Origin of the sequence: Actinophytocola algeriensis (genome assembly GCF_014203735.1) — a bacterium.
Taxonomy (GTDB): domain Bacteria; phylum Actinomycetota; class Actinomycetes; order Mycobacteriales; family Pseudonocardiaceae; genus Actinophytocola; species Actinophytocola algeriensis.
This window is the reverse complement of the sequence record NZ_JACHJQ010000004.1, coordinates 555041-579974: the sequence shown is the minus strand read 5'-3', so window position 1 is coordinate 579974 and position 24934 is coordinate 555041. Positions and strand designations below refer to the sequence as shown.

Sequence of the window (24934 nt, the reverse complement as noted above, 5' to 3'; positions counted from 1 at the left end):
GGGGAGCTTCGTTGTCCCGTTCTCTGCGTGCCGTGCTGACCACGGCAATCGCCGCCGGCGTGCTCATCGTCGGGCCGGCCATCACCACGACGTCGGCCGCGCCCGCTGACGACGCCGCCGGGTCGACCTTCACCCAGCGGTCGCCGCTGCGGGTGCTCGACACCCGCTCGACCAGTCCGGTCGGTGCGGGCCGGACCGTCACCATCGACCTCGCGAGCCGCGTGCCCGCGACCGCGACGGCCGTGGTGCTGAACGTGACCGGTGTGTCGCCCACCGCCTCGACGTTCGTCACCGCCTACCCCGGCGGCACCAGCAGGCCAACCGCGTCCAGCCTCAACCTGACCGCCGGTGAGATCCGCGCCAACCAGGTCACCGTCGCACTCGGCGCCGGCAAGACCGTGGAGCTGTACAACAACAGCGGCAACGTCGACCTGGTCGCCGACCTCGCCGGCCACTACGCGACCGGGGCGGGCTCGAAGTTCACGGTGCTCGCGCCGAACCGGGTGCTCGACACCCGCTGGCAGACCCCGCTCGGCCCCGGCGGCACCTGGACGCTGGACCTGCGGAACTCCGTGCCCGCGTCGGCCACCGCCGTGACGTTCAACCTGACCGCCACCGAGCCGACTACGTCGACGTTCGTGACCGCGTTCCCCACCGGCACCACCCGTCCGACCGCGTCGAACCTCAACGTCGTCGCGGGTGAGACCCGGCCGAACCAGGTCACCGTCGCACTCGGCGCCGACCGCCGCGTCTCGCTGTACAACAACAGCGGCACCATCGAACTGCTCGCCGACCTCACCGGCTTCTACACCCCCGACTACGGCGCCGAGTTCCTGCCGCTCCCACCCACCCGCGTGCTCGACACCCGCGTGGGCATCGGCACCGGCGGCCCGGCAGGCCCGCTCGGTCCCGAGGCGACACTCAGCGTCGGCCTCAGCCAGGACGTGCCCCTCAACGCGACCGGCGTGGCGATGAACCTGACCGGTGTCGGCGCCACCGTCTCCACCTACGTGACCGCGTGGGGCGAGTGGATGATCCAGCCGTACGGGTCGTCGACGCTGAACCTGGTGCCCGCCAAGGCGATCCCGAACGCGGCGACCGTCGCCTTCGAGCGCGACCGCGGCATCGAGCTGTACAACCACCGCGGCAGCACGCACCTCATCGCCGACCTGTCCGGTGTGTTCGTGGTGCCGCCGACGGACTGCGCTCCCGGCTGCGTCCGCGCGTGGGGCGACAACGCCTACCGGAAGCTCGGCACCAGCCAGACCATCCTCGGCTCGTCCACCCCGACGCCGGTGATCGGCCTGTCCGGGGTGCGCCAGGTCGTCGGCGGCGGCTGGAGCGGCGGCGCGTACGCACTGCTCGAGGACGGCACGGTCCGCGCGTGGGGCGACAACGGCTCTGGCCAGCTCGGCAACGGCTGGACAGCCAACGGCAACGGCAGCGGTTCCTCGGTGCCCGTCCCCGTCGTGGGCCTGACCGGCGTCACCGCGATCGCGTCCGGGGGCTACAACGCCTTCGCGCTGAAGTCCGACGGCACCGTGTGGGGCTGGGGCGGCGGCTACCTCGGCACCAGCACGTACGACCAGTCGGCCGTGCCCGTGCGGGTGCCGAACCTGACGGGCGTGGTCGCGATCGCGTCCAGTGGCCAGGCCACCTACGCCGTGAAGTCCGACGGCACGATGTGGGCGTGGGGCTGGAACGCCTCCGGCGAGCTGGGCATCGGCTCCTCCGCCGAGTACGTGGCCACGCCGACGCGCATCCCGTCGCTGTCCGGTGTGGTGTCGGCCGGTGCGGGCAGCAACAGCGGCTACGCCGTGAAGTCCGACGGCACGTTGTGGGCCTGGGGCTACAACCGCGACGGGCAGCTGGGCAACGGCCAGGTCTGCGACCCCGACGAGACCGTGCGCTGCGAGTCCCGGGTGCCCGTCCAGGTGTCCGGCCTCACCGGCGTCACCGCCGTGGCGGCGAAGTACACCTCCGTCTACGCGCTCCGCACCGACGGCACCGTCGCGGCCTGGGGCGTCGGCCACCGCGGCAACCTCGGCGATGGCGTGGACCACGAGGTCGGCTACGTGGCACGGACCCCGGTCGCGGTGACCGGCCTGACGGACGTGACCGCGATCGCGAACTTCGAGTACGGCGGCTACGCACTGCGCTCCGACGGCACGGTCTGGGCGTGGGGCGACAACATGTACAAGTCGCTCGGCAACGAGTCGGTCTACGACTACACCGCCACCCCGGTCGCGGTGCCGGGTCTGGGCGGCGTGAGCGCACTGGGCAGCAGCTACCAGACGGGCTACGCGGTCGTCGCGAACCCCTGACGTCACAAGGGATCACGGCCGGGCGGACCTTGTCCGCCCGGCCGTTCCCGTCTCAGCAGGTGCCGTTGACGGCGCCGTTCACGCCCGTCCACATGAACGCGTCGGTGACCCACGTGCCGTCGGTCAACCGGTTCCACAGGCTGGTGGTCCCCCACCGGCCCGTGTGCGTCGTTCCGTTGGCGGAACAGGAAACGCTGACGGTCGCGCCGTCCGCCACGGACCCGACCACGCCGTAGCCGGTGCCCGGTCCGGACCGCTTGTTCACGGCACCGCCGCCGTTCGAGTCGATCACACCCTGGGTGAAGCCGAGGGCGCCGTAGTTGTACAGCGCGCCGCCCGCGCCGACGCGGGTGCTGCCGTGCAGCGCCGAGCCCTGGTAGGCGGCGCCACCGTTCTGCGGCACCCACTTGCCGATGCCGTGGTCGGCGATGCCGACGTACGCGCTGTTCTGCCGCAACGCGAAGTGCACGTGCCTGCCGGACGCGGAGCCGCCGCACGTGACGTCCGTGCCGGTGTTGCCGAGGAACGTGCCCTGGCTGACGGACGCGCCGTCCACATAGATGTTGTTCCACAGGTGGTAGTAGTCGGTCGAGTAGCCGCGGTCGTGGATGACCCGCAGCCAGCCGGTGCACATCGTGTACGCGGTGCCCGCCCGCGCGGCCAGCACCCGCTGGTCACCACCGGCGAGGTCGAGTGAGCTCCACGGCGTCGGCGTGCCGGACCAGCCGTGCGGCCCGCCGTACATGTACCAGCTCTGCCCGACCGCGTACGGCAGGGCCATGCCGGTGCGGAAGTCGTTGCCCGCCTTGACTTCCAGCCGTCCGTCCAGTGCGGCGAGCCGGTCCCGCTCGCCGGACCTGACCACTGGTGCGCGCCCGGCCAGCTCGGCGAACGCGGCCTCGCCATCGAGCGCCACCCGCCACTCCGAGCCGGTGCGTTCGGCGACGAACAACCAGCCATCGGGGTGGTCGTCCTTGTCGGTGCCGGTGGGGAGCACGACGGTGCCGAACGCCCAGCCCGCCGCCTCCCGGGTCGGGGTGACGATCGGCGCGGTGGCCGACGCGCCGGACCGCGCCAGCACCGAGTCCGTCACGGCGGCCGCCAGGTTCTCCGGTGGCGCGGCGGCCGCGGGTGACACGGCCGTCGTCGCCACCGCACACGCCAGTGCGGCGCCGGTGAGCAGTTTCCTGATCATGGTGGATTCCTCCGCAGGGTTGAAGGGATGCCACCTTCGAGTCTTGAGATCACAGACCGCGCCGTCACCCGCCAACCGTCCGATCGCGAGCGACGTGTCGCTGTCCATCCGGCCGCATTCTCGCCGTCCAGTGGCCGCATCCGGCCCTGCCGGGTTGACAGCGGAACGTGAAGGTTCGTCTACTTTCTGTCGGCCCTCCCCCACCCTGCACGAGGGCTGAAGGAGGCACGACCCGTGCTGTCGTCACGTCTACTCACCTCGCTCGGCGCGGCCGTGGTCGCCGTCGGCGTGCTCGCGGCCCCGATGGCCAACGCCGAGCCCGCGCCCGACTCGGTCGCTGAGGTCACCGACCACCTGGCCCGGCAACTGGCCGGCGAGTTCGCCCCCGAGGCGGGGAACCTGCTGCCCGCGACCGCCGACCGCGCGGTGAACCTGGCCAGAGCGCCGGAGAACAGCGCACTCGGCCGGGCCGTCCGCGCCGCGAACCGCGCCGTCCTGTCCGCGAAGGGCCTGCCACCGGACGGCACGTCCCTGCTGACCGTCCGGCTGGCGGACCCCGGCATGGTCCCGGCACTGCGCCGCGGCGTCGCGCCGCTGGTGGCGTCCTCCCCCAGCGACGACACGGTGACCAGCGTGACCGCCTACGACCGGGCCGCCCGCCCGGTCCCGCTGGACCCGGACACCGTGCCCACGCGCCCGGTGTACCTGGTCGAAGTGGACACCGCGAAGGCAGTAGCGATGGGCATGAAGGTGGTCGACGCGACCCTGTCCGCGCACGGCCAGGCCGCGACCGTCCGCGCCGCGGCGGGCTACTGGGCCACGCAGGTCACGTCCATTCGGCTGAACGACGACAAGGAGCCGTGGCACAAGGGCGGCGCCGAGATCTTCGCCATCGCGGCCGGCTTCGGCCAGGACGGCAAGGTCAAGGTCGACACGGCCGAGATGCCGTACCTGGACCACGACGGCACCACGTACTACCCGGGCCAGCTGCTGGTCCACTTCTCGGCGTACAAGTACAACCTCGCCGACCTGGTGCTGATGGAGGAGGACGGCGGCACCAACTACCGCGAACTGGCACTGGCACTGAGCCAGGCACTGCTGACGATCATCGACGGCGGCGCGTACATCCCGCTGGTGAACGCGATCCTGAACGCCATCCCGGACGACTGGTGGACCGACGACCCGGACTACGTCGACTCCTGGTACACCCTGTCGACCGCCACCTCCGGCACATTCACCGGCGCGGCCGCCAACGGCACCATGACCGTCAACCCGTACTGGGTCCAACCTCTGTGACGAACTGCCCGTCGAGTGGGCCCGCGATGTGCAGCAGGTCGCCACGCGCGGCCCACTCGAGCGTGGCACGAACGTCCTCCCGCGCGACGAGAGTGCGCTCGGCGAGACCGGCGAGCGTCTGCTCCGTCCCGCCCCACATCACCACGGACACCAGGTCGGCGGCGAAGGAGCGGAAGCGGTCGAGGTCGCGTTGTTCGATCAGCCGCGACCTGCGCTCCACCGGCAGTTCGAGCACGTCCTCGGGATTGGGCGTCACACTCGGTTCGCGGTAACCGCCGTCGTCGGCCAGCACCCCGGCGGCGACGAACAGGTCCAGCATGCCGCCCAACGTGGCAGGCACGGGACACCCGACCTGCCGGGCGACGTCAGCCGGGTCCAGCTCGTGCGGACCGGGCGCGGGCAACGGTTCGTCCAGCCAGGTCGTTGAGCGCCCGTGCTGTTCGCCCCACCGCAGCAACGCCGCTGTCGTCGTGCCCCCGGTGTCGTCCCGGGCCGCCCACAGCCCCCACAGCAGATCGGTGACGCCGTAGCCGAACAACGTGCGCCACCCCGGATCGGGTGGCGGCACCGCGGCGGCACGGCGCCGGAACCACCGCGGCGGACTCGGCTCCGCGGGCCAGAAACGCAGCAGCCACAGGTCATCCGCGTCGTCCTCGGCCAGCTGCCGCCGGGCCGCCCGAACGCGGTAGGCACCCGCGGCGGGAAGCGTGCACACGTCCCCGCAGAACCCGCCGGTCACATACCCGAGACCGACCTTTCCCGACAGGCTCCGGTAAGGGATCTCGACGACGTCCTCCCACTCGGAGGAATCGTCGCCGGGCGCCGCGTCGTGCACCTCCATGCGCACGACATGCGGTCCGTCACCGGCCGCTCCCTCGAGCCAGCCGTGCCCGGTGCGGACGATCGTGCCGCACGGCTGCACCCTCGTATCCTGCCGGCTGAACGGCCCGCTCCCCTCGTGAGCACCGTCATCGCTCACGAGGAGCGTGCCGAACTCCGGCCAGTAGTCCTCGTCCTCACACGCCCCCACCACGGTCACGGCACCAAACTAGCAATGCGCACCGACATGATCCCCGGACGAGCCCGCGTTACGGTCACCTTGTGCGCTCCCGCCAACCGACGATCCTCGCCGTCACCTGCGCCCTCCTCACCGTCGCGTTGGGACTCGCCTTCGCGGGGGACCGAGGTCCCAGCGACATCGACGAGACGGCCGACTCGGCGATCACCGGATGGCCACCCGGACTGTTGCGTGCCCTGGTCCTACCGACAGAGCCGTACGTGCTGCTGCCGGTGCTGGCACTGCTGGTCGCCTGGTGCCTGCACACGTCGAGACCGAGGGACGCACTGTTCGCGGCACTGGCTCCGGCCATCGCGGTGGCGGCGAACACGTGGCTGCTGAAGCCCCTGTTCGACCGGTGGAAGGACGACACACTCGTCTACCCCAGCGGCCACACGGTGAGCATGGTCGCGACACTCGTGGTGATGCTGGTTCTGTTCAACGGCACGGCAAGAACGGTCACCGCCGTGGCGGGCGCGGCACTACTGGCGGGCGTCACGATCGGCATGATCGGCCTGGGCTACCACTACCTGACAGACGTCATCGGCGGCACCCTCTTCGCGGCGGCCACCGTCCTCACCATCCACAGCGCCACACCCCGAACGCCGAGCGACGCCCGCACCTGACAAAGCCCTACTGGCTCGGTGGCGCCGCCCTGACGCAGGGAAGGGCGTCGACCCTGTCCGCGGTGGTCAGTTCGGCACGAAGGTCGTCCGCGAGCCGCTCCGGGGAGACGTCGTCGGCCGGCCGGATCATCAGCGACGCCGGCATGGCTTCCAGCCGCGCTGCCTCGAGCATCTCGGGCTTGTCGGCGTAGAGCTTCTTGAACCGGTCGTAGGTCTGCTCCCGAGACCGCTCGCCGATCTCCGCGACCCGTGGATCGTCGCGCAGTGTCCGCGCCGCCAGGCGCATCGCGTCGTCCGCTGTGGCGTTGACGAAATCCACCTGGACCTCCGGATACCCACCCGCGGCCCGACACCGCTCCGCCGCAGACGTAGGCGGCGGACCGCCGTCAGACCCGCCACCGGACAACACGATCACCAGAGTCGCGGCGACCACTACCAATACCGCCAACCCGACGGCGCCGACCACCCGAACCCGCCGCCGGGAATTCCTGACGCTCATGCTGACCTCTCCTACAGAGCCGCATTCGAAGCGAGAAATGCATCCCCTGGGACGGACGCCGCATCAGCCCCGCGGTCGTGAACTTCGCCGTTACGAGAAGCCTGACACGGCGCTGCGCGCACCTCACCCGTACCGTCGGCGCCACCTCGGCTCTCGTCGGCGAATCCGTACCGGCGCGTCTGTAGTCGTCGACTGTCCGTCACGTTCCCGTTCGCCTACACCTTCGACGTCGAGGACGTCGGCACCGTGACATTCACGGCCGTGACATCACTGGACTACTCACAAGGCAGGGCAGCACGCACAGGACGCCGGGAAACACAGCTGTCCATGAATGTCCGTGGAGAGCCGGACACGACCGGACAGGCCATGATCACTTGGGAGAGAGTTTGGCCTGGTCAGAGGCCGAGATCCCGGATGGGAGATGGGCGCCCACGGCAGGATTTGAACCTGCGACACCTGCCTCCGGAGGGCAGTGCTCTATCCCCTGAGCTACGTGGGCTCGTCTTGCGACTTCGGGAAGCTTAGCGCATGCGGTTTCGGGGGTTGCGGCTACCGTGGCCTCATGGGTCGACGGTGGGTGGAGTCGGGTGGGGTTCGGCTTGCTGTTTATGAGGATGGGCCTGTTGATGGGGTTCCTGTGGTGCTTGTGCACGGGTATCCGGACAATGCGTCCGTTTGGGATGGGGTTGTTCAGGAGCTGGTCGGCCGCTTCCGGGTGATCCGGTATGACGTTCGCGGGGCTGGGGAGTCCGCCGTGCCTGGGTCGCGGGACGGGTATGCCATTCCGCGGCTGGTCGAGGACCTCGTTGCCGTGGTGCGCAGCGCTACCGACAAGCCTGTCCACCTCGTCGCTCATGACTGGGGGTCCATTCAGGCCTGGGGCGCCGTCTCGGATGCCGCTCTGCATGACCTCTTTCTCTCCTACACCTCGATCTCCGGGCCCGACCTCGACCACGTCGGGGACTGGATGCGGCGGGCGCCCAAGACCCGGGTGCTCCGGCAGCTCCTGCACTCCTGGTACATCGGCGCGTTTCAGGTGCCTCTGGCGCCCGAACTGGTGTGGCGCCTTCCCCCGCTCCGGCGGAAGTTCCACGCCACCTACAAGGACGCCCGCAACGGGGTCGAGCTCTACCGCGCCAACATGGCTGGGCGGCTCTCCGGGCCTGGGGCTCGGCGAACGTCGGTGCCCGTTCAGCAGCTCGCGCTCACCCAGGATCCCTTCGTCACGCCCGGCATTCTCGAGGCCGCCGATCCGTGGGTCGAGCGGCTCTGGCGGCGGCCCCTCGCTGCCGGGCACTGGGCTGTTCGCGAGAAGCCGCGGGTCGTCGCGCGGATGATTGTCGAGTTCATCGAGCACCTTGACGGGGCCGCCGCTCCTCGTGAGCTTCAGCGGGCCTTCATGGGGGACGAACGTCCTTCCCTCGCCGGTCGGCTTGCTCTTGTCACCGGGGGCGGTAGTGGGATCGGGCGGGCCACCGCTCTCGCGCTCGCCGGGGCGGGTGCTGAGGTGCTGTGCGTCGACATCGACTTCGATGCCGCCGCCCGCACCGCCAAGGAGATCGGTGGGAGTGCTTTTCAGCTCGACGTTTCCGACGGGTCCGCCACCCAGCGGCTCGCGGATCACGTGCTCGCCGAGCACGGAGTACCGGACATCGTCATGGCCAACGCCGGGGTCGCCGTCGCGGGTCGCTTTCTCGACACCAGTGTCGAGGACTGGCAGCGTGTGCTCGACGTCAACCTGTGGGGTGTCATCCACACCCTGCGCGCCTTCCTGCCGCCGCTCGTCGCCCGGGGCGAAGGTGGGAACGTCGTCGTCACCGCCTCCGCTGCCGGGTTTCTCCCGCTTCCTTCGCTGCCTGCCTACGGGACCACCAAGGCCGCGGTGCTGATGTTGGCCCAGTGCCTCTCCGGTGAGCTGGCCGCCGACGGGATCGCGGTCAGTGCGATCTGCCCCGGGTTCGTGCACACCAACATCACCTCTGTCACTCGGTTCGCCGGGTTGGACGGCGAGGACGAGCGGGCTCAGCAGGCTCGGGCCACCGAGTTCTACCGGCGGCGTGGGTTCGGGCCCGAGAAGGTGGCCGCGGCCGTCGTGGCCGCGGTGCGGGAGAACCGGACTGTCGTGCCCGTGACACCTGAGGCCAAGCTGGGTGCTGTCGCCAACCGGGTCTCGCCCGCCATGACGCGAGCGGTTCTTGCCGCGCTCAACCGGCGTGCCTCGTCAGGGCGGTGATCAGGTCGGCTCTGTGTGGCCAGCGGCTGGTCAGTTCCGTCCGGTCGCCTGGGTCGAAATCACTCGGGACGAAGCCCGGGGCCATGGTGTTGCCGTAGACGCCGTACTCGCCGCCCGGACGTAGTCGCGCGCCCATCCACGTGCCGGCCGGGACCGTCACCTGCACTCGTTGTCCCGCCAGGACGTCGGTGCCCAGTGTGATCAGCTCGTCGTGGCCGTCGGGGTGGAGCAGGAGCAGCTCGACGGGGTCGCCGAGGTAGAAGTGCCACAGCTCGTCGGTGGGCAGGCGGTGCATGTCCGAGAACGAACCGGGTTCGTCGGTGAACATGGCGATCATCGCGTTGCAGAGCGGCTTTCCGTCGTGGCCTTTGCCTGCCGACTCGTAGGTCGGGGTGAACAGGACGTCCTCCTGTGGCAGTTTCGTCATCTGCCACAGCTGCTGCAGCTGCTTGGCTGTCGGCCGCATCTCTTCCTCTACCGGCTCAGGTGGTCAGCGGCGGGCCGCCCAGCAAACCCGGCCGGTCGCGGTGGTGACAGAAGAACTCCACGGGCGACAGTCTGACAGGACCCGCCACGTGGCGGGCCTGGTCACCTGGGCGTGTGGCGGGGGTCGGGCAGCCTGGCCGTCAGTACGCCGACCACCGCCGACAACCCGGCCATCAGCAGTGTGGTGAGCACCAGTGCGTCGCGCATGCCCAGTGTTCCGGCCAGGGCCACGAACAGCGATCCCAGTGTCGCGACCCCCAGCGCCAGCGACGTCTGCTGTGTCGTGGTGAGCACTCCGCTGCCCGCGCCGGCGGCCTCCGTCGGTACGCCGGACAGGATCACCCGGAACAGCACCGGGGCGATCGCGCCCTGTCCCATGCCGTACAGCAGGGCGCCGGGTGCCAGGTCCAGTACCGAGATGTCCGGCCACGCGTTCAGCGTTGTCGCGGTCAGGGCCAGCAGTCCGGTGACCTGGACGATCGCGCCCGTCACCAGCACCCGCCTGCCGTGCCGGGCCACCAGGCAGCTGGTCTGCAGTGACATCACCAGGAAGCCGATCGCGGCCGGCGTCAGCGCGAGACCCGCGGTGAGCGGGCTGTAGTGCAGGCCGGTCTGGAAGACCAGCGCGAACACGAACATGAACCCGCCGAACCCGGCGAACACCGGGACCGCGATCAGCACGCCGTGGCGCATGGTCTGCATCCGCAGCAAGGTGGGTGGCAGGAGCGGGACACCACCGGTCCGCTCCAGCCGCCGCGCCACCGCGAAGTACGACGCCGCGAGTACCGGCGACAGCACCAGCAGCGCCCAGCACCACGCGGGCCAGCCCAGCGTTCTGCCTTCCAGCAGCGGCACCAGCAACGCGAGCAGCGCGCCGCCGAGCAGCACGGTCCCCCACCGGTCGACACCGATCGGGTCAACGGCCCGGCTTTCCGGCAGGGTCCTGGACACGAGGAGTATCACGGCGATCCCGATCGGGACGTTGACCAAGAAGATCGGCCGCCAGCCCGCACCCGCGACGTCTGCTGCCACCAGCACACCGCCGAGTACCTGGCCCAGCACCATCGCGACCCCCGCCGCGGCGGCGAAGTAGCCGAGCGTCCTGGCGCGCTGCTCACCGCTCGTGGTGGCCTGCATGATCGAGAACACCTGCGGCACCATCAGCGCCGCCGCGGCCCCCTGCGCGGCCCTGGCGAGGACGAGCACCGTGGTGGTGGGCGCGAGGCCGCAGATCAGCGACGTGACGGTGAACGCGGCGAGACCCCAGGTGAGGACGCGGCGTCTGCCGAGCGCGTCACCGAGCCTGCCGCCGATGACCAGCAGCAACGCGAACGCGACGCCGTAGCCCGCGAGCACCCACTCGAGAGCCGACGTGGACGCGTGCAGGTCGGACTGGATCGTGGGCAGTGCGACGTTGACGATGAACAGGTCGATGGGAGCCAGCACGGTGCTCAGCAAGAGCGTCGCGAGGCCTGCCGCGGACAGCCGCGGGGGCGCGATGAGCGTGGTCACGTCACCAGAGAACGCTCACTGCCACACTGGTACCAGAGTGTGGCCATCCAGGTACCCGCACTACCTGGCACCTGGCTGCGTGGCGTGTCACGGTGGAGACATGGCAACACCGCTCGTGACGGACACGGCCGAGGCGCGGCGCCGTGAGCTGGCGGCCTTCCTGCGCAACAGGCGGGAGCGGATCTCACCGGACCAGGTGGGGCTGACAACGTCAGGTCGCAGGCGCACGCCGGGGCTGCGGCGCGAGGAGGTCGCGCAGCTCGCCGGTGTCGGCGTCACCTGGTACACGTGGCTCGAGCAGGCGCGCGACATCAACGTCTCCGAACAGGTGCTGCTGGCGATCGCGGGCACGCTGCGGCTCGACCCGCACGAGCGGGCGCACCTGTTCACGCTCGCCGGCGCGGCAGAACCGGCGAGGGAGAAGGAATGCCGGGCCATCCCGGCGGGTGTGCGCGCGATGCTCGGCAAGCTGGACCCGTTCCCGGCGCTGGTGACGAACGCGCGGTTCGACATCCTCGCCTACAACCGGCCCTACGACGAGCTCATGGGGGTGTCGGCACTGCCGGGGCACGAGCAGAACGCGGTGCTGCAGGCGTTCACGAACCCGGGGTGGCAGGCGCGGATGCCGGACCTCGCGGACCGGCGGCCGCAGATGGTCGGGCAGTTACGGGGAGCGATGGCCAAGCACCTCGCGGAGCCGGCGTGGCGGTCGCTGGTGAAGCGGCTGCGGACCGAGTCACCGGAGTTCGAGGCCCTGTGGGTGCGATACGACGTCCAGCCGATGCGAAACCTGACAAAACGATTTCGCCACCACGAGCTGGGCGTACTGACCTTCGACTACACCTATCTGTGGCTGGGCCAGCGGTCCGAGCTGCGCATGACGACCTACACACCCGCCGACGAGCACACCGCGAACCTGCTCCTTCGGCTGTGACTCCCTGTGACGGAAGGCACGTCGGCACGGGAACGTAAGGCGGAAGTCCACCGTTGTACAGGTTGGTCACCGATTGCGGCGACAATGACCAGAGCCTTTCCGGTGGTGTCGACACCCCCAGGGCATTGCCGATGTGGTTCGGTCAGTCGCAGAGGTGACCGGATAACGCCGGCCGGATGTTCCCCCCAGCCTCCGGCCGGCGCCCGCTTCCCTTCGGCCCATCCGCGCACCGTGCGGGTGGGCCGTCGTGGATCTCCTTGGCGGACAAGGTGATGCGCACGCGACGCGGCGCCGCCAGGTCGCCGTGAGCGATCCTGGCGGCGCCGCTGACGGGTCACTCGGGGTCGTAGGCCAGGTTCGGGCGGAGCCAGCGCTCCACCTCTTCCACCGTCATGTCCCGGCGGGTGGCGTAGTCCACCACCTGGTCCTTGCCGAGGCGGCCGACGGTGAAGTAGCGCGCGTCCTGGTGCTGGAAGATCAGGCCAGAGACAGCCGCCGCGGGGGTCATCGCGTAGCTCTCGGTCAGGCCGATGTCCAGGGCGCCCGCGTCCAGCAGGTGGAACAGGAGTTCCTTCTCGCTGTGGTCCGGGCTCGCCGGGTAGCCCAGCGCGGGACGGATGCCGCGGAACCGCTCCGCGTGCAGGTCCGCCAGCTCCGGCTCCGCGTCCGGCTCGAACCAGCGGCGGCGCGCCTCCAGGTGGATCCACTCCGCGAACGCCTCCGCGAGGCGGTCCGCCAGCGCCTTCACCATGATCGACTTGTAGTCGTCGTTCTGGGCCTCGTACCGCGCGGCCAGTTCCTCGGCGCCGTGGATCGCCACCGCGAAGCCACCCAGGTGGTCGCCGGCGGGCGCCACGTAGTCCGCCAGCGAGCGGTTGGGGCGGCCCTCCGGCTTCTGCGTCTGCTGGCGCAGCATCGGGAACCGGTCCCCCGTCGCCAGCACGATGTCGTCGCCGTCGGAGTGCGCTGGCCAGAAGCCGAAGACACCGCGCGCGGTCAGGGAACCGTCGGCGATGATCTGGTCCATCATCGTGTTCGCGTCGTCGAACAGCTCACGCGCGACCGGCTGGTCCAGGATCGCCGGGTACTTGCCCTTCAGCTCCCACGCCAGGAACAGGAACTGCCAGTCGATCATCTCGCGCAGCTCGGCGATCGTCGGCGCCATCACCCGCAGGCCGGTGAAGTCCGGCGTCGGGATGTCGTCGAACGACACGGCCTCCCGGTTCGCGCGGGCGGCCTCCAGCGACAGCAGCGGCTGACGGCGCTTGTTCTCGTGCTGCACGCGGAGCGTCTCCTGCTCCTCGCGGTTGCGCTTGTCCAGCGCCTCCGCGCGGTCCGCGTCCAGCAGGTCCGACACCACGCCGACCACCCGGGACGCGTCGAGCACGTGCACCGTGGAGTTCTCGTACGCCGGCGCGATCCGCACCGCCGTGTGCTGCCGGGACGTGGTCGCGCCGCCGATCAGCAGCGGCAGCTTCAGCCCGCGCCGCTCCATCTCCGCGGCCACCGCCACCATCTCGTCCAGCGACGGGGTGATCAGGCCGGAAAGCCCGATGACGTCGGCGCTCTCGGCGATCGCGGTGTCCAGGATGGTCGCGGCGGGCACCATCACGCCGAGGTCGATCACCTCGTAGTTGTTGCAGCCGAGAACGACGCCGACGATGTTCTTGCCGATGTCGTGCACGTCGCCCTTGACCGTGGCCAGCACGACCTTGCCCTGGCCGCGACCGGTGTCGATCTTGCCTTCGAGACGGAGCTTCTCCTTCTCCGCCTCCATGTACGGCTCGAGGTAGGCGACGGAACGCTTCATCACGCGGGCGCTCTTCACGACCTGCGGCAGGAACATCTTGCCGGCCCCGAACAGGTCGCCGACGATCTTCATGCCGTCCATCAGCGGGCCCTCGATCACCTGGAGGGGCCGGGGGTACTGCTGCCGGGCCTCCTCGGTGTCGTCCTCGATGAAGTCGACGATGCCGTGCACCAGCGCGTGCGACAGCCGCTCCTGGACGGTCCCCTCGCGCCACGACAGGTCGACGACCCGCTTGGTGCCGGAGCCCTTCACGTTCTCGGCGAAGGAGACGAGCCGGTCGGTCGCGTCCTCGCGACGGTCGAACAGCACGTCCTCGACCAGCTCGAGGAGGTCCTTCGGGATGTCCTCGTACACCGCGAGCTGGCCCGCGTTGACGATGCCCATGTCCAGGCCGAGTTGCACGGCGTGGAACAGGAACGCCGAGTGGATGGCCTCGCGCACGACGTTGTTGCCGCGGAAGGAGAACGACAGGTTCGAGATGCCGCCGGAGATGTGGACGCCGGGACAGCGTTCCTTGATCCTGGGCAGCGCGTCGAGGAACGCCTTCGCGTAGCCGTTGTGCTCTGCCATGCCGGTGGCGACCGCGAGCACGTTCGGGTCGAAGATGATGTCGTCGGCGGCGAACCCGATCTTCTGCGTCAGCAGGTCGTAGGCGCGCCCGCAGATCTCGACCTTGCGGTCGGCGGTGTCGGCCTGGCCCTGCTCGTCGAAGGCCATGACCACGACACCGGCGCCGTAGCTCTGGATCTTGCGCGCCTGCTCCAGGAAGGGCTCCTCGCCCTCCTTCAGGGAGATCGAGTTGACGACGCCCTTGCCCTGCAGGCACTTCAGGCCCGCCTCGAGCACAGTCCACTTGGAACTGTCGATCATGACGGGGATGCGCGCGACCTCGGGCTCGGTCGCGATCAGGTTCAGGAACGTGGTCATCGCCTGCTCGCTGTCGAGCAGGTCGGCGTCCATGTTGACGTCCAGCAGGTTCGCGCCGCCGCGCACCTGGTCGAGCGCGACGTCGACGGCCGCCTGGTGGTCGTCGCCCTCGATGAGGCGGCGGAACTTGGCGGAGCCGGTGACGTTGGTGCGCTCACCGATCATGACGAAGCCGGTGTCCGCGCCGATCTCGAACGGCTCGAGGCCGGAGAACCGGGTGCGCGGCTCGACGGCCGGCATCGGCCGCCGCGCCTTGCCGCGCGCGGCCTCCGCGATCTTCGCGATGTGCGGCGGGGTGGTGCCGCAGCAGCCGCCGATGACGTTGACCATGCCCGCGGCCGCGAAGTCGCCGAGCAGGGCGCCGATCTCGTCGGGTGTCTGGTCGTAGCCGCCGAAGGCGTTGGGCAGGCCCGCGTTCGGGTGGCAGGCGACGTAGGTGTCGGCCAACCGGGCGAGGTCCGCGACGTGCGGGCGCATCTCGTCGGCGCCGAGCGAGCAGTTGACGCCGACCACCAGCGGCTTGGCGTGGGCCACGGAGCGCCAGAACGCCTCGACCGTCTGCCCGGACAGGGTGCGGCCGGACAGGTCGACGATCGTGACCGAGATCCACAGCGGCAGTTCTGGCGCGACCTCGTGGGCGGCGGCCACGGCGGCCTTGCAGTTCAGGGTGTCGAAGATGGTCTCGATCAGCAGGATGTCGACGCCGCCCTCGGCGAGCGCCGAGATCTGCTCGGCGTAGGAGGCCTTGACCTCGTCGAAGGTGACCGCGCGGTACGCCGGGTCCTCGACCTTCGGCGACAGCGACAGGGTCACGTTGAGCGGGCCGATCGACCCGGCCACGAACCGGCCGCCGAACTCGTCCGCCGCCTGCCGCGCGAGCCGCGCGCCCTCGACGTTCATCTCGCGCACGTACTCCTGCAGGCCGTAGTCGGCCTGCCCGATGGACGTCGCGGTGAACGTGTTGGTGGTCGTGATGTCCGCGCCCGCCGCGAGGTACTGGCGGTGCACGTCGAGGATGACGTCCGGGCGCGTGAGGTTCAGCAGGTCCGGGTCGCCGGTGACGTCGTGCGTGTGGTCACCGAACCGATCACCGCGATAGTCCTCCGGTTTGAGGGAGGCGTTCTGCAGCATGGTGCCCCATGCGCCGTCCAACACGGCGATGCGCTCGTCGAACAGCGCGCGAAGGGCCGGTTCCTTGCTCATGCGACCTCCCAGTGAAGTGGGAGGCGCCCTTCGGAATGGTCGTCCGGGCCGAGCGTGGCGGACCCCAGTCCGTTGCAGCGCCTCTCGGCCCAAGGGGGACTTTACCGAGTCAGGCACGCCGCCGCGATGACGGCCGCATCGCGGGATGACTGACTCGTTCTGCCGCACCACCCGAGCCGGCGCGCGACCGGGCGGTCAGCCCGGACCTGCGCGCCACAGGGTTTGGTTGTTGTCCTGACTGTCATTGCTGGGTCCCGCCAGCACATAGAAGCTGTCGCCGACCCGTGCGACGCCGGTGACCACGCCTGTGGGGCCGACCGCGTCGCGAGTGCCGCCACTGAGGGTAGCAATGCGTACGTTGCCCCGTTCGGAGTACACGAGGGTGTCACCGAGGGGCGGCGGTGGCCGGTCCTTGTCCCCTACGGGTACCTCGGGTACGTCGGGAACCCGTCGCCACGTGTTACCACTCCCCTGCCAGACGGCCAGCCTGCCGTCCACCCGGCCGGCAACCGAACAGGTGTCTGCGCAGGTCACGGTCATGGCGTTGCCGAGCTTGCCCGCGTCGGGCAGCGGCGTCAGCGTCGCCGAACCGTCACGGAGCGTCCACACGACCGGCTGCTGCACACCCTTCACGAACTGCCATCCGGCGATCACCACGTCGGCTCCGTGCGCGGTCGCGGCCATGGGGAACTTCAGCGCGGCTCTAGTGCTCTCCAGCGGGGTTCCTGTCGAACTCAGCCGAGTCCATATGGAGCCGTCCGTCGTCCATACAGAAGGGTCTGATCCGGCGCTGTGGCTCTGCCACGTCCCGACGAGCAGCGGGCCCGTCCTGGGGAGCACCGCGTCGACGAGGTCGCCCGCGCCGAGCCCGCCGAAGGTGGAGAACGCCTGGGGCTGCTCTGCCACACCCGTGCCGGTGGTGCGCCAGACGCTCCAGCGGACATTGCCGTGCGCGCCGCCGCGTTTGCCGCCGATGGCGAGGATCTCCCCGTCGTTCGCCGCCAGGGAGTACCAGAGCGCCTCGGCGCCGTAGCCGGTCGCCGGGGTCAGCGGGACCTCGGTGTTCCTGCCGTCCCGGTGGCGCACGATCCCCGGTTTCCCGTCCGTGCTCACCGCGACGACCAGCTCGTCCCCGGCGGCCGCGATGCGGACCGGCGCGGCGCCCGGCGGCAGCTCCACCTGCGTGAACCGCATCCGCGCCGGGGGCGGGGCCGAGCCGCAGCTCGCCACCAGCAGCAACGCGAGGACGACCGCGATCAGGCGCACACCGGTCAGTGTGCCGTAAGCGGTTAGCCGTGCGGCGGGACATCGCGTGCATAGTTCGCGTTCTCCGGGGAACTCCCTTTTCGGTGTCCCCTGCCGGTCTGAGGTGAGTAGCTGTGTCGAACACGGAGGCGGGTCCTGCCCGCGGATCGATGGTCACGTTCCTGCTGCGCGACGAGCGCGGCGAGCGGTTCCGCGTCGGCGAGGCCGTCGGGCCCCTCGAGGCCGACCCCGTCACAGGTGAGCTGTGGCTGGGCATCCGGATGTCCGAGAGCAGGCTGCGGCAGACGGTGACGCTGATCCCGCTGTCGGTGGTCCTGAACATCACGCCGCCCGGTGGCGTGGAACGCGGCGCCGCCTAGTTTCCCACCGTCGAGGACCGGCAAACGCCGTCGCTCGCGGCACACCGTGAGCGCACCTGCCCCGGCTCGATGACAAGCGGCGCGCCGGTGGCTTCTCGTGCCCCGGCAGCGCGACCCGCCGGTCGTGAATGGGAAACCACTCGATGGGGTGGACGCCGTGCACTATTGCCGGAACACCGCTCCAGCGCACCGGTAATACCGGCATGCAGTAACCACGCCGGCGTGCCCTCACGCCCCGCAACCAGCGTGTGCGCCATTTACCGCGCCGAATGGGTTCGGCAAATGACACACACATTGCGTCATAGGCTCGGGCATTTGTCGTATCCCACATAACGCCAGGTCAGTGCACTCATCGGTCCTCTTGGAACGATGCAAGCAACGTGTTCCGCGAAAGCCGTGGACATCGACCGCTCATGCCACCAACGGCGCAATCACCGTCACCCCAACAGCCGAGTAACGCGCCCCCGGCACGGCGCGACGAGTTCATTGCGTTCCGGCCCGTGTCATGATTTTCCCAATGGTTTCGCGCGAATACCGGAAAGGGTGCGATGACCACGCTCGCCGAGCTCGACGCCGACCCCTACCCGATCTACGCGCGGCTCCGCGAACAGGAGCCGGTGACCTGGGTGCCCGAGGCCGGGCAGTGGCTCGTGACCGGGTGGCACGAGGTGCTGGCGGTCCTGTCCGACCCGGCGCGGTTCGTCTGCGAGCACGCCGACCTCCACGACGCGTTCCGGCACGCGTACGAGCCGGGCCTCGACGCGGAGGAGATCGAGACGATCGTCCGGCCGGTGGCCCGCAAGGCGGCGGACGACGTGTTCACGGCGGGCCGCGCGGACCTGACTGCCGAGTACTTCGGACCGGTCGCGGCGGTCGCTGACGCGACACTGCTCGGCATCGGCGTCGGCGGCGCGGACACGATGCTGCGCTGGGGGAACACGCTCGCACGGGTCATCAACAACGCGGGCCGCGACCCGTCCGTCGACAACGCCGCCATCGCGGTGCTTGCCGAGGACGCTGAGGTGTCGGTCGTGCTGGACCGGCTGCGCACCCGTCCGGACGGTTCCGTCGTGGCGCGACTGGTGCGGGCCGACGCGGATGTGCTGGCGCTGCTCAAGCACGTCGCGATGAGCGTGGTCGAACCGGGCTGGCTGGCGGCGTGGACACTCGCCGCGCTGTGGGCGAACCCGGCGCAGCTGTTCGCGGTGCGCCGGGACCGGAAGCTCCTCGGCCCCGCGGTGTACGAGGGCCTGCGGTGGGCGGGGCCGGTCGGCGCGGTGACCAGGCGCACGACGCGGCCGGTTTCGCTGGGGGGCAGGAAGATTCCCGGCAGCGCACGGCTCGCGGTGGTCCTCGCGTCGGCCAACCGCGACCCGTCGGTGTTCGCCGACGCCGACCGGTTCGACGTGCACAGGAAGCTGCGGACGAACCTGGGGTTCGGCGCCGGGTCGCGCCACTGCCCCGCGCACTCGCTGGTGACCACCGTGGCACGGGTCGCGCTGGACGTGCTGCTGGACCGGATGCCCGACGTGCGGCCCGCGCCGGGCTGGCACCCCGCCCCGCACGGCTGGAAGATCCGCCTGCCCGGCCCGCTGGACGCCGTCTGGGACGCGGGCCGCGCCCAGTGACCGACCCCGGCGGGACACAATCACCGCATGCGGATCGGGGTGCTCGGCGGTCTCGAAGTGACCGGCGACGACGGTGCGCCCGTCGTCGTCGCGGGGCCGCGGCCGCGTGCGTTGCTGGTGTTGCTCGCGCTCAACGCGAACCGGGTCGTCACCGCGGACGCGATCATCGCCGCGCAGTACGGGGACGACCCGCCCGCCGGAGCGGCCGCCGCGGTGCAGGCGCACGTGTCCCGGCTGCGGAAGTCCGTCAGCGTCCACGTCGACATCCACTTCGACAGCACCGGCTACCGGCTCGCGATCGACCCTGGCGGCGTGGACGCGTTGCGGTTCGAACAGCTCGCCGCCGACGGGCGCCGCCTCCTCGCCGCCGGTGCGCGTGACAAGGCCGCCGCGCTCCTGCGGGAGGCCACCGCGCTCTGGCGTGGCCCGGCCCTCGTCGACCTGCCGCACGGCGCCGCCCAGGCCGCACGGCTCGACGACCTGCGGCTCTGCGCCATCGAGGACCTCGTCGACGCCGACCCGGCCGCAACGTCCGTGGCCGACCTGCGCGCGCTCGTCGCCGCCCACCCGCTCCGGGAACGGCTGCGTGGCCAGCTCATGCACGCCCTGCACGCGACCGGCCGCCAGGCCGAGGCGCTCGCCGAGTTCGAGGACACCCGCCGCCTCCTCGCCGACGAGCTGGGCGCCGACCCCTCCCCCGAGCTGGCCGCCGCCCACCTCGCGATCCTGCGTGCCGAAGGGCCACCGCGTGCCGGGCTGCCCGGGCAGCTCACGAGCTTCGTCGGCCGAGGGGCCGAACTGGCGCGGCTCGCCGACCTGCACGGCACGCGGCTCGTCACCGTCCTCGGCCCGGGCGGCACCGGCAAGACGTGCCTCGTGATCGAGGCCGCCCGCGGCAGGGACGCCTGTTTCGTCGACCTGTCCCCTGTGACCGACGGCGAGCTGGTGCCGCACGCGCTGCTCCGCGCGCTCGGGTTGCGCGAGCCCGCCGCCGCGAGCGACCCCGTCCGCGGGCTGGTCGCCGCGCTGGACCGGCCGCTGCTGCTGGTGCTGGACAACTGCGAGCAGGTCGTCGTCGACGTCGCCGTGCTGGTCCGCACGCTGCTCGCCGACTGCCCCGGTCTCGCGGTCCTCGCCACCAGCCGCGAACCGCTCGGCCTCACCGGCGAGACGCTGCTGCCGCTGGCCCCGCTCGGCACGGACGCCGTGCGCCTGTTCGCCGACCGCGCCGCCGCCGTCCGGCCAGGGTTCGCGGTCACCGACGAGAACCGGGACGCCGTCACGGCGATCTGCGCCGCGCTCGACGGGCTGCCGCTCGCGGTCGAGCTGGCGGCCGCGCGCCTGCGGCAGTTCACGGTCGAGGAGCTGGCCGGGCGGCTCGCCGCGCACGGCCCGTTCCGGTTGCTGTCCCGCGGCGACCGGACGGCGGCGCGGCGGCACCGGACGCTGCGGGCGGTCGTGGAGTGGAGCTGGGACCTGCTCACGGCCGGGGAGCAGCTGGCGGCGGCGCGGTTCTCCGTGTTCACCGGTGGTGCGGCGCTCGCGGCCGTCGAGACCGTCTGCGACACCACCGACGACGTGCTCGCGGACCTCGTCGACCGGTCGCTCGTCGAGACCGACGGCCGCCGCTACCGCATGCTCGAGACGGTCCGGCTGTTCTGCGCGGCACAGTCCACCGAGGACATCCGGCCCGCGCACGCGCGCTACTACCTGGCGCTGGCCGAGCGCGCCGACCCGCACCTGCGGCGCTCGGAACAGCTGGAGCGGCTGGCGGAACTGTCGGCCGACCACGACAACCTGATGGCCGCGCTGCGCTGGTCGGTCGACGGCGACCCGGCGACCGGGCATCGGCTGGTGGCGGCGCTGACCGCGTACTGGTGGCTGTCCGGGCGGCGCAGCCAGGCCGGTGCGGCGGCCACCGCACTGCTGGACAAGGGTGCCACCGGTGAGCAGTACGTCGCGTGTGTGCTGCTCGCCGTGCCCCGGCCGGAGCAGTCGCACTGGGACCGGGCGCGGGACGTCATGCGGGGACTCACCGAGCTGCGGTACCCGTTCGTCGCCGCCCTGTGGGGCATGACCACCGGCCCGTGGGGACCGGTCGACGAGGCGGCGCCGCTGCTCGGGACCGACCCGTGGAACGCCGCGCTCGGCGACCTCAGCCTCGCGATCATGAGCCTCCTCGACGGCCGCCCCACCGAGGGCGAAACGGCCCTGCGCGCGGTGCTCGCGACGTTCCGAGGGCTCGGCGAGCGGTGGGGCACGGCGCAGGCACTGGACTGGCTGGGCGAGGCCGCGAGCTGGCGGGGTGAGTGGGACCGCGCACAGGCGCTGTGGGCGGAGTCCCTCTCGCTGTACGAGCGGTTCGGCGCACTGGAGGAGTGCGTGGACGTGCTGTGCCGCCGCGCCGACTGCCTGGCGCGGCAGGGCGACGCCGCCAGGGCCGAGGCCGACCTGCGGCACGCACGTGAGCTGAGCGCACGGGCCGGGCAGCCGGACCCACCGCTCGTGCTGCTCGGCCTGGCGGCGGTGACCGGCGACCGCGGGCCACTGAGCGGCGTGGCGGTGACGCCGGACGGCCCGCGGGCCCGGCTCCTCACCGCGCTGGGCAGGCACCGGGAGGCCGTCGCGGTCGCCGGCACGGCACCGTTCGCGGCCGAACTCGCGGCGGCCGTCGAAGGCCTGGCGAGCACGGCACCCGCACGCGACGCGGCACTGCTGCTGGGCACGGCGGTGGCACTGCGCGGCACGGCGATCACCGGCGACCGGTCCGCGGCACGAACGGCCGCCCGCGCCACGGCCGAGCTGGGTGCCGAGGAGTTCGCCACGGCCTACGCCGAGGGCGCGCGGCAGTCCAGGACGGCCGCTGACAGCACTGTCAGCCGGTTGTCGGCGGGCTGACAGCGGGTGCCGCGAACCTTCGCGGCATGAACATCCTCATCTCCGGCGCCGGCATCGCAGGCCCGTCACTCGCTCTCCGGCTCGCCGGCGACGGCCACGCCGTCACCGTCGTCGAGAAGGCGCCCTGCCTGCGCACCGGCGGGCAGGCGGTCGACTTCAAGGGCGCCGTCCACCGGACCGTCCTCGAGCGGATGGGCATCCTCGACGACGTGCTCGCCCGCCAGACCGGCGGCGCGGACCAGACCGTCGTCGACGCCACCGGCACGCCGCTCGTCACGATTCCCGGCGAGTTCACGGGCGGGGACGTCGAGATCCGCAGGGGTGACCTCGCGGCGATCCTGTACGAGCGCACCAGGAACGCCTGCGAGTACGTCTTCGGCGACTCGATCACCTCGCTCACCGACACGGGCAGCGGCGTGCACGTCACGTTCGAGCGGTCCGCGCCGCGCACGTTCGACCTGGTCGTCGGCGCCGACGGCATCCACTCGAACGTCCGCCGCCTCGCGTTCGGGCCGGAACGCGACTACGTCCACCACCTCGGCCACCACTACGCGCTCGCGACCCTCGCGGACCTCGCGGGCACGGGCGCGGGCCTGATGTACAACGAGCCGGGTCGCATGGTCGCGCTCGGCGGGCCGAAGGCGCAGTCGTTCTTCGTGTTCGCGTCCGGGGAGCTGACCTATGACCGGTACGACGCCGAACAGCAGAAGAAGCTGGTCATCGACGCGTACCGGGGCGGTGGCTGGCGGGTGCCGGAGGTACTGGCCGCGGTGCCCGCCGCGACCGACTTCTTCCTCGACTCGCTCAGCCGCGTCGACGTGGACGACTACGCGAAGGGCCGGGTCGTGCTGCTCGGCGACGCCGCGTACGGCAACACGCTCGGCGGTTTCGGCAGCGGCCTCGCGGTCGTCGGCGCGTACGTGCTCGCCGGCGAGCTGCGGCGCGCGGGCCACGACGCCGCGTTCCGCCGGTACACCGAGCTGATGCGCGGCTACGCGAAGGTCGCCAAGAAGGGCAGTGCGGGCCCGTTCCTCGCGCCGCGTACGAAACGCGGCATCCGGATGCGGAACTGGGTGTTCAAGCGTGCGGTCCTGTTCGGCGCGATGATGAAGATGACCGACCGGTTCGCCACCGACATCGAGCTGCCGGACTACTCCACCTGAACCGGTCGCCGGCCGTCGGGCCGGAACGGCACCGGTCAGAGCACCGCGTCGCCGAGTCCGCGCACCAGACCGGCGAACTCGGCGCGCTCGGCCGGGGTCAGCGCACGGTCGTAGGTGTCGGCGATCAGCCGGTCGGTGGTCTCCTGCGCCAGCACGTGCCGATCCTTCAGGTGGTCGCAGTCCGGCAGCTCGTCGCGCCAGCCGAAGAACCGGGCCTGCGCCGGGCCCTCGTTGGTGAGGATGGCCTCGAGCGGGCGCAGCCCGGCGGCCGTGGTGGCGACCAGGTGCACGGAGCCGCGCCACTCCCTGAGCACGTGGACCAGCTGCAGCAGGCGGGCGGGCCCGCCGTCGGCGAGCGGCTCGGCGCGCCAGCCCGCGAACAGCGGCAGCCCGGACTCCTCCGCGCCGAACACGACCTTCGCGGCCAGCTCGGCGAGCCGGTCGGTGCCGGCGAACCCGGCCAGGTGGTCGGCGGCCCAGTCGGCACACGCCTGCGCGTAGCGGCGGGCGCCCTCCCGCGCGCTCGCGACCGCGACGCCCCGGCCCCACATGAGCCGCACGAGCCCCGGGTGGAACCAGCCCATCGCGGCGGTGACCACGTCCGCGTCGACGTCACCGAGCACGCCTCCCCGCCCGGCGAAGTAGAACGCCATGGGTTTGGGGTAGCCGTGCGCCGCGCCGCGCGCCTGCGTCTCGGGGTGCAGCATCCACGCCGAGCCGACGTCGTGCAGGACCTTGTCCGCGGCCTGGACGGTCTCTTCCGCGGTCAACTCGGCCATGGGCTCCCTCGCTCTCACCGGCACGGACGACCTCGAGACTACTTCGGCTGCCGCGCACCCCAGTCGCGCTGCCGCTGGTCCATCGCCGCCCACACCTCGTCCGGGAACAGGTCCTCGGTCGCGGCGACGACCTCGTCGAGCAGGTCCTGTCCGGCCTCGCTGGTGCCGAGCGTGCCGGAGTCGTAGAACACGTCCGACCCTCGGCGCAACGTGGCCTGCCCGGTGGAACCGCCGACGAGTCCGTCGTCGGGCTCGTTCGTGAACTCGAACAGCCCGGCGTCGCGGAGCCGGTCGTACAGCCGTTCCCGCGCGGCCGCGTCGAGGTCGACGGCCTCGGTCCACGTCTCGGCGTCCTCGTAGCCGGGCGTCCACGTCAGGTGCGCGGTGCCCGTGTCGAACTCGACGCGCCACTCGTAGTGGTAGGGCGGCGCGACCGAGCCGTTGCCGTAGCTGATCTCGCCTGCGAAGTCGGACGGCATGGCGGTGTCGTCGGACGCGGCGGTTTCTGGCGTGGCTTTGCCGGGCGTGACGGCACCCTGGCCGCAGCCCGCGACCACGAGCAGCACCGCGATGAGGACGAGCCGGAGGGACATGCGGTGTTGGACCACCGCGGTCCCGGTCCGGTTCCCCTCAGCCACGCCGCGAGCCGGCCGCCCAAGGTCGATCGCGGCCGTCAGCCCCCGGAATCCAGCGTAACGAGCCGCACCGACAGCGCCGGTCCGCGAACCTCCGGTTGTCC

18 protein-coding genes, 1 tRNA gene and 1 riboswitch are annotated in these 24934 nt (G+C 71.2%); of the genes, 9 read left to right on the top strand and 10 right to left on the bottom strand.

Annotated features, from left to right (window positions below):
- Positions 1-32 precede the first annotated feature (32 nt).
- On the top strand, positions 33-2324 hold the full coding sequence (locus FHR82_RS20625) for an RCC1 domain-containing protein (protein WP_184812086.1): 2292 nt from the start codon (positions 33-35) through the stop codon (positions 2322-2324).
- Between the two features lie 52 nt (positions 2325-2376).
- Here FHR82_RS20625 and FHR82_RS20620 read toward each other — a convergent pair whose 3' ends face one another.
- The gene (locus FHR82_RS20620) at positions 2377-3519 is read right to left on the bottom strand and encodes a peptidoglycan DD-metalloendopeptidase family protein (RefSeq protein WP_221464015.1); all 1143 of its coding nucleotides are present in this window, start codon (positions 3517-3519) and stop codon (positions 2377-2379) included.
- Positions 3520-3753: 234 nt separating this feature from the next.
- On the opposite strand from FHR82_RS20620, the gene FHR82_RS20615 reads away from it, so the two are divergent.
- Complete coding sequence (locus FHR82_RS20615; protein WP_221464014.1) at positions 3754-4815, top strand: DUF3103 family protein; 1062 nt, start codon at positions 3754-3756, stop codon at positions 4813-4815.
- Here FHR82_RS20615 and FHR82_RS20610 read toward each other — a convergent pair.
- The gene (locus FHR82_RS20610; RefSeq protein ID WP_184812085.1) at positions 4787-5854 is read right to left on the bottom strand and encodes a DUF6042 family protein; all 1068 of its coding nucleotides are present in this window, start codon (positions 5852-5854) and stop codon (positions 4787-4789) included. The two genes, FHR82_RS20615 and FHR82_RS20610, sit on opposite strands and share 29 nt — an antisense overlap.
- 62 nt (positions 5855-5916) lie before the next feature.
- On the opposite strand from FHR82_RS20610, the gene FHR82_RS20605 reads away from it, so the two are divergent.
- Positions 5917-6498 (top strand): phosphatase PAP2 family protein, encoded by a 582-nt coding sequence (locus FHR82_RS20605; RefSeq protein ID WP_311771187.1) that lies wholly within the window; start codon positions 5917-5919, stop codon positions 6496-6498.
- Positions 6499-6505: 7 nt separating this feature from the next.
- On the opposite strand, the gene FHR82_RS47530 is transcribed toward FHR82_RS20605, so the two are convergent.
- Positions 6506-6817, bottom strand: a complete 312-nt coding sequence (locus tag FHR82_RS47530; protein WP_184812084.1) for a permease-like cell division protein FtsX — start codon at positions 6815-6817, stop codon at positions 6506-6508.
- A 606-nt stretch (positions 6818-7423) separates the two neighbouring features.
- Positions 7424-7496: transfer RNA gene (locus FHR82_RS20595), tRNA-Arg, on the bottom strand.
- A 63-nt stretch (positions 7497-7559) separates the two neighbouring features.
- Between FHR82_RS20595 and FHR82_RS20590 the strand changes: the two genes are divergently transcribed.
- Positions 7560-9230 (top strand): SDR family oxidoreductase, encoded by a 1671-nt coding sequence (locus FHR82_RS20590; protein WP_184812083.1) that lies wholly within the window; start codon positions 7560-7562, stop codon positions 9228-9230.
- On the opposite strand, the gene FHR82_RS20585 is transcribed toward FHR82_RS20590, so the two are convergent.
- Together FHR82_RS20585 and FHR82_RS20580 are read right to left on the bottom strand one after the other, a co-directional pair.
- Positions 9202-9696 (bottom strand): cupin domain-containing protein, encoded by a 495-nt coding sequence (locus FHR82_RS20585; protein WP_184812082.1) that lies wholly within the window; start codon positions 9694-9696, stop codon positions 9202-9204. The genes FHR82_RS20590 and FHR82_RS20585 overlap by 29 nt on opposite strands.
- Positions 9697-9818: 122 nt before the next feature.
- Entirely contained in the window at positions 9819-11228 is a 1410-nt protein-coding gene (locus FHR82_RS20580) for an MFS transporter (protein WP_184812081.1), read from the bottom strand.
- 100 nt (positions 11229-11328) lie between these two features.
- Here FHR82_RS20580 and FHR82_RS20575 point away from each other — a divergent pair, with 100 nt between their 5' ends.
- On the top strand, positions 11329-12162 hold the full coding sequence (locus FHR82_RS20575) for a helix-turn-helix transcriptional regulator (protein ID WP_184812080.1): 834 nt from the start codon (positions 11329-11331) through the stop codon (positions 12160-12162).
- A 334-nt stretch (positions 12163-12496) separates the two neighbouring features.
- Here FHR82_RS20575 and metH read toward each other — a convergent pair whose 3' ends face one another.
- Complete coding sequence (gene metH / locus FHR82_RS20570) at positions 12497-16102, bottom strand: methionine synthase (protein ID WP_184812079.1); 3606 nt, start codon at positions 16100-16102, stop codon at positions 12497-12499.
- A 14-nt stretch (positions 16103-16116) separates the two neighbouring features.
- Positions 16117-16194, bottom strand: a riboswitch (S-adenosyl-L-homocysteine riboswitch).
- A 103-nt stretch (positions 16195-16297) separates the two neighbouring features.
- Entirely contained in the window at positions 16298-17368 is a 1071-nt protein-coding gene (locus tag FHR82_RS20565) for a hypothetical protein (protein WP_184812078.1), read from the bottom strand.
- Between the two features lie 113 nt (positions 17369-17481).
- Here FHR82_RS20565 and FHR82_RS20560 point away from each other — a divergent pair, with 113 nt between their 5' ends.
- The 4 genes from FHR82_RS20560 to FHR82_RS20545 all read left to right on the top strand — a co-directional run bounded on the left by FHR82_RS20560 (position 17482) and on the right by FHR82_RS20545 (position 23416).
- Positions 17482-17727 carry a hypothetical protein gene (locus FHR82_RS20560; RefSeq protein ID WP_184812077.1) on the top strand — a complete coding sequence of 82 codons (246 nt, stop codon included), beginning with the start codon at positions 17482-17484 and terminating at the stop codon, positions 17725-17727.
- A 548-nt stretch (positions 17728-18275) separates the two neighbouring features.
- Positions 18276-19355 (top strand): cytochrome P450, encoded by a 1080-nt coding sequence (locus FHR82_RS20555; RefSeq protein ID WP_184812076.1) that lies wholly within the window; start codon positions 18276-18278, stop codon positions 19353-19355.
- Between the two features lie 27 nt (positions 19356-19382).
- Positions 19383-22253 (top strand): ATP-binding protein, encoded by a 2871-nt coding sequence (locus FHR82_RS20550; protein ID WP_184812075.1) that lies wholly within the window; start codon positions 19383-19385, stop codon positions 22251-22253.
- A 26-nt stretch (positions 22254-22279) separates the two neighbouring features.
- Positions 22280-23416, top strand: a complete 1137-nt coding sequence (locus tag FHR82_RS20545) for an FAD-dependent monooxygenase (protein ID WP_184812074.1) — start codon at positions 22280-22282, stop codon at positions 23414-23416.
- 35 nt (positions 23417-23451) lie between these two features.
- Here the strand turns inward: FHR82_RS20545 and FHR82_RS20540 are convergent, their stop codons facing one another.
- Together FHR82_RS20540 and FHR82_RS20535 are read right to left on the bottom strand one after the other, a co-directional pair.
- Positions 23452-24195: an SCO6745 family protein gene (locus FHR82_RS20540; protein ID WP_184812073.1), complete on the bottom strand. Its 744-nt coding sequence runs from the start codon at positions 24193-24195 to the stop codon at positions 23452-23454.
- Positions 24196-24233: 38 nt separating this feature from the next.
- On the bottom strand, positions 24234-24788 hold the full coding sequence (locus tag FHR82_RS20535; protein ID WP_184812072.1) for a hypothetical protein: 555 nt from the start codon (positions 24786-24788) through the stop codon (positions 24234-24236).
- Between the last annotated feature and the right edge of the window lie 146 nt (positions 24789-24934).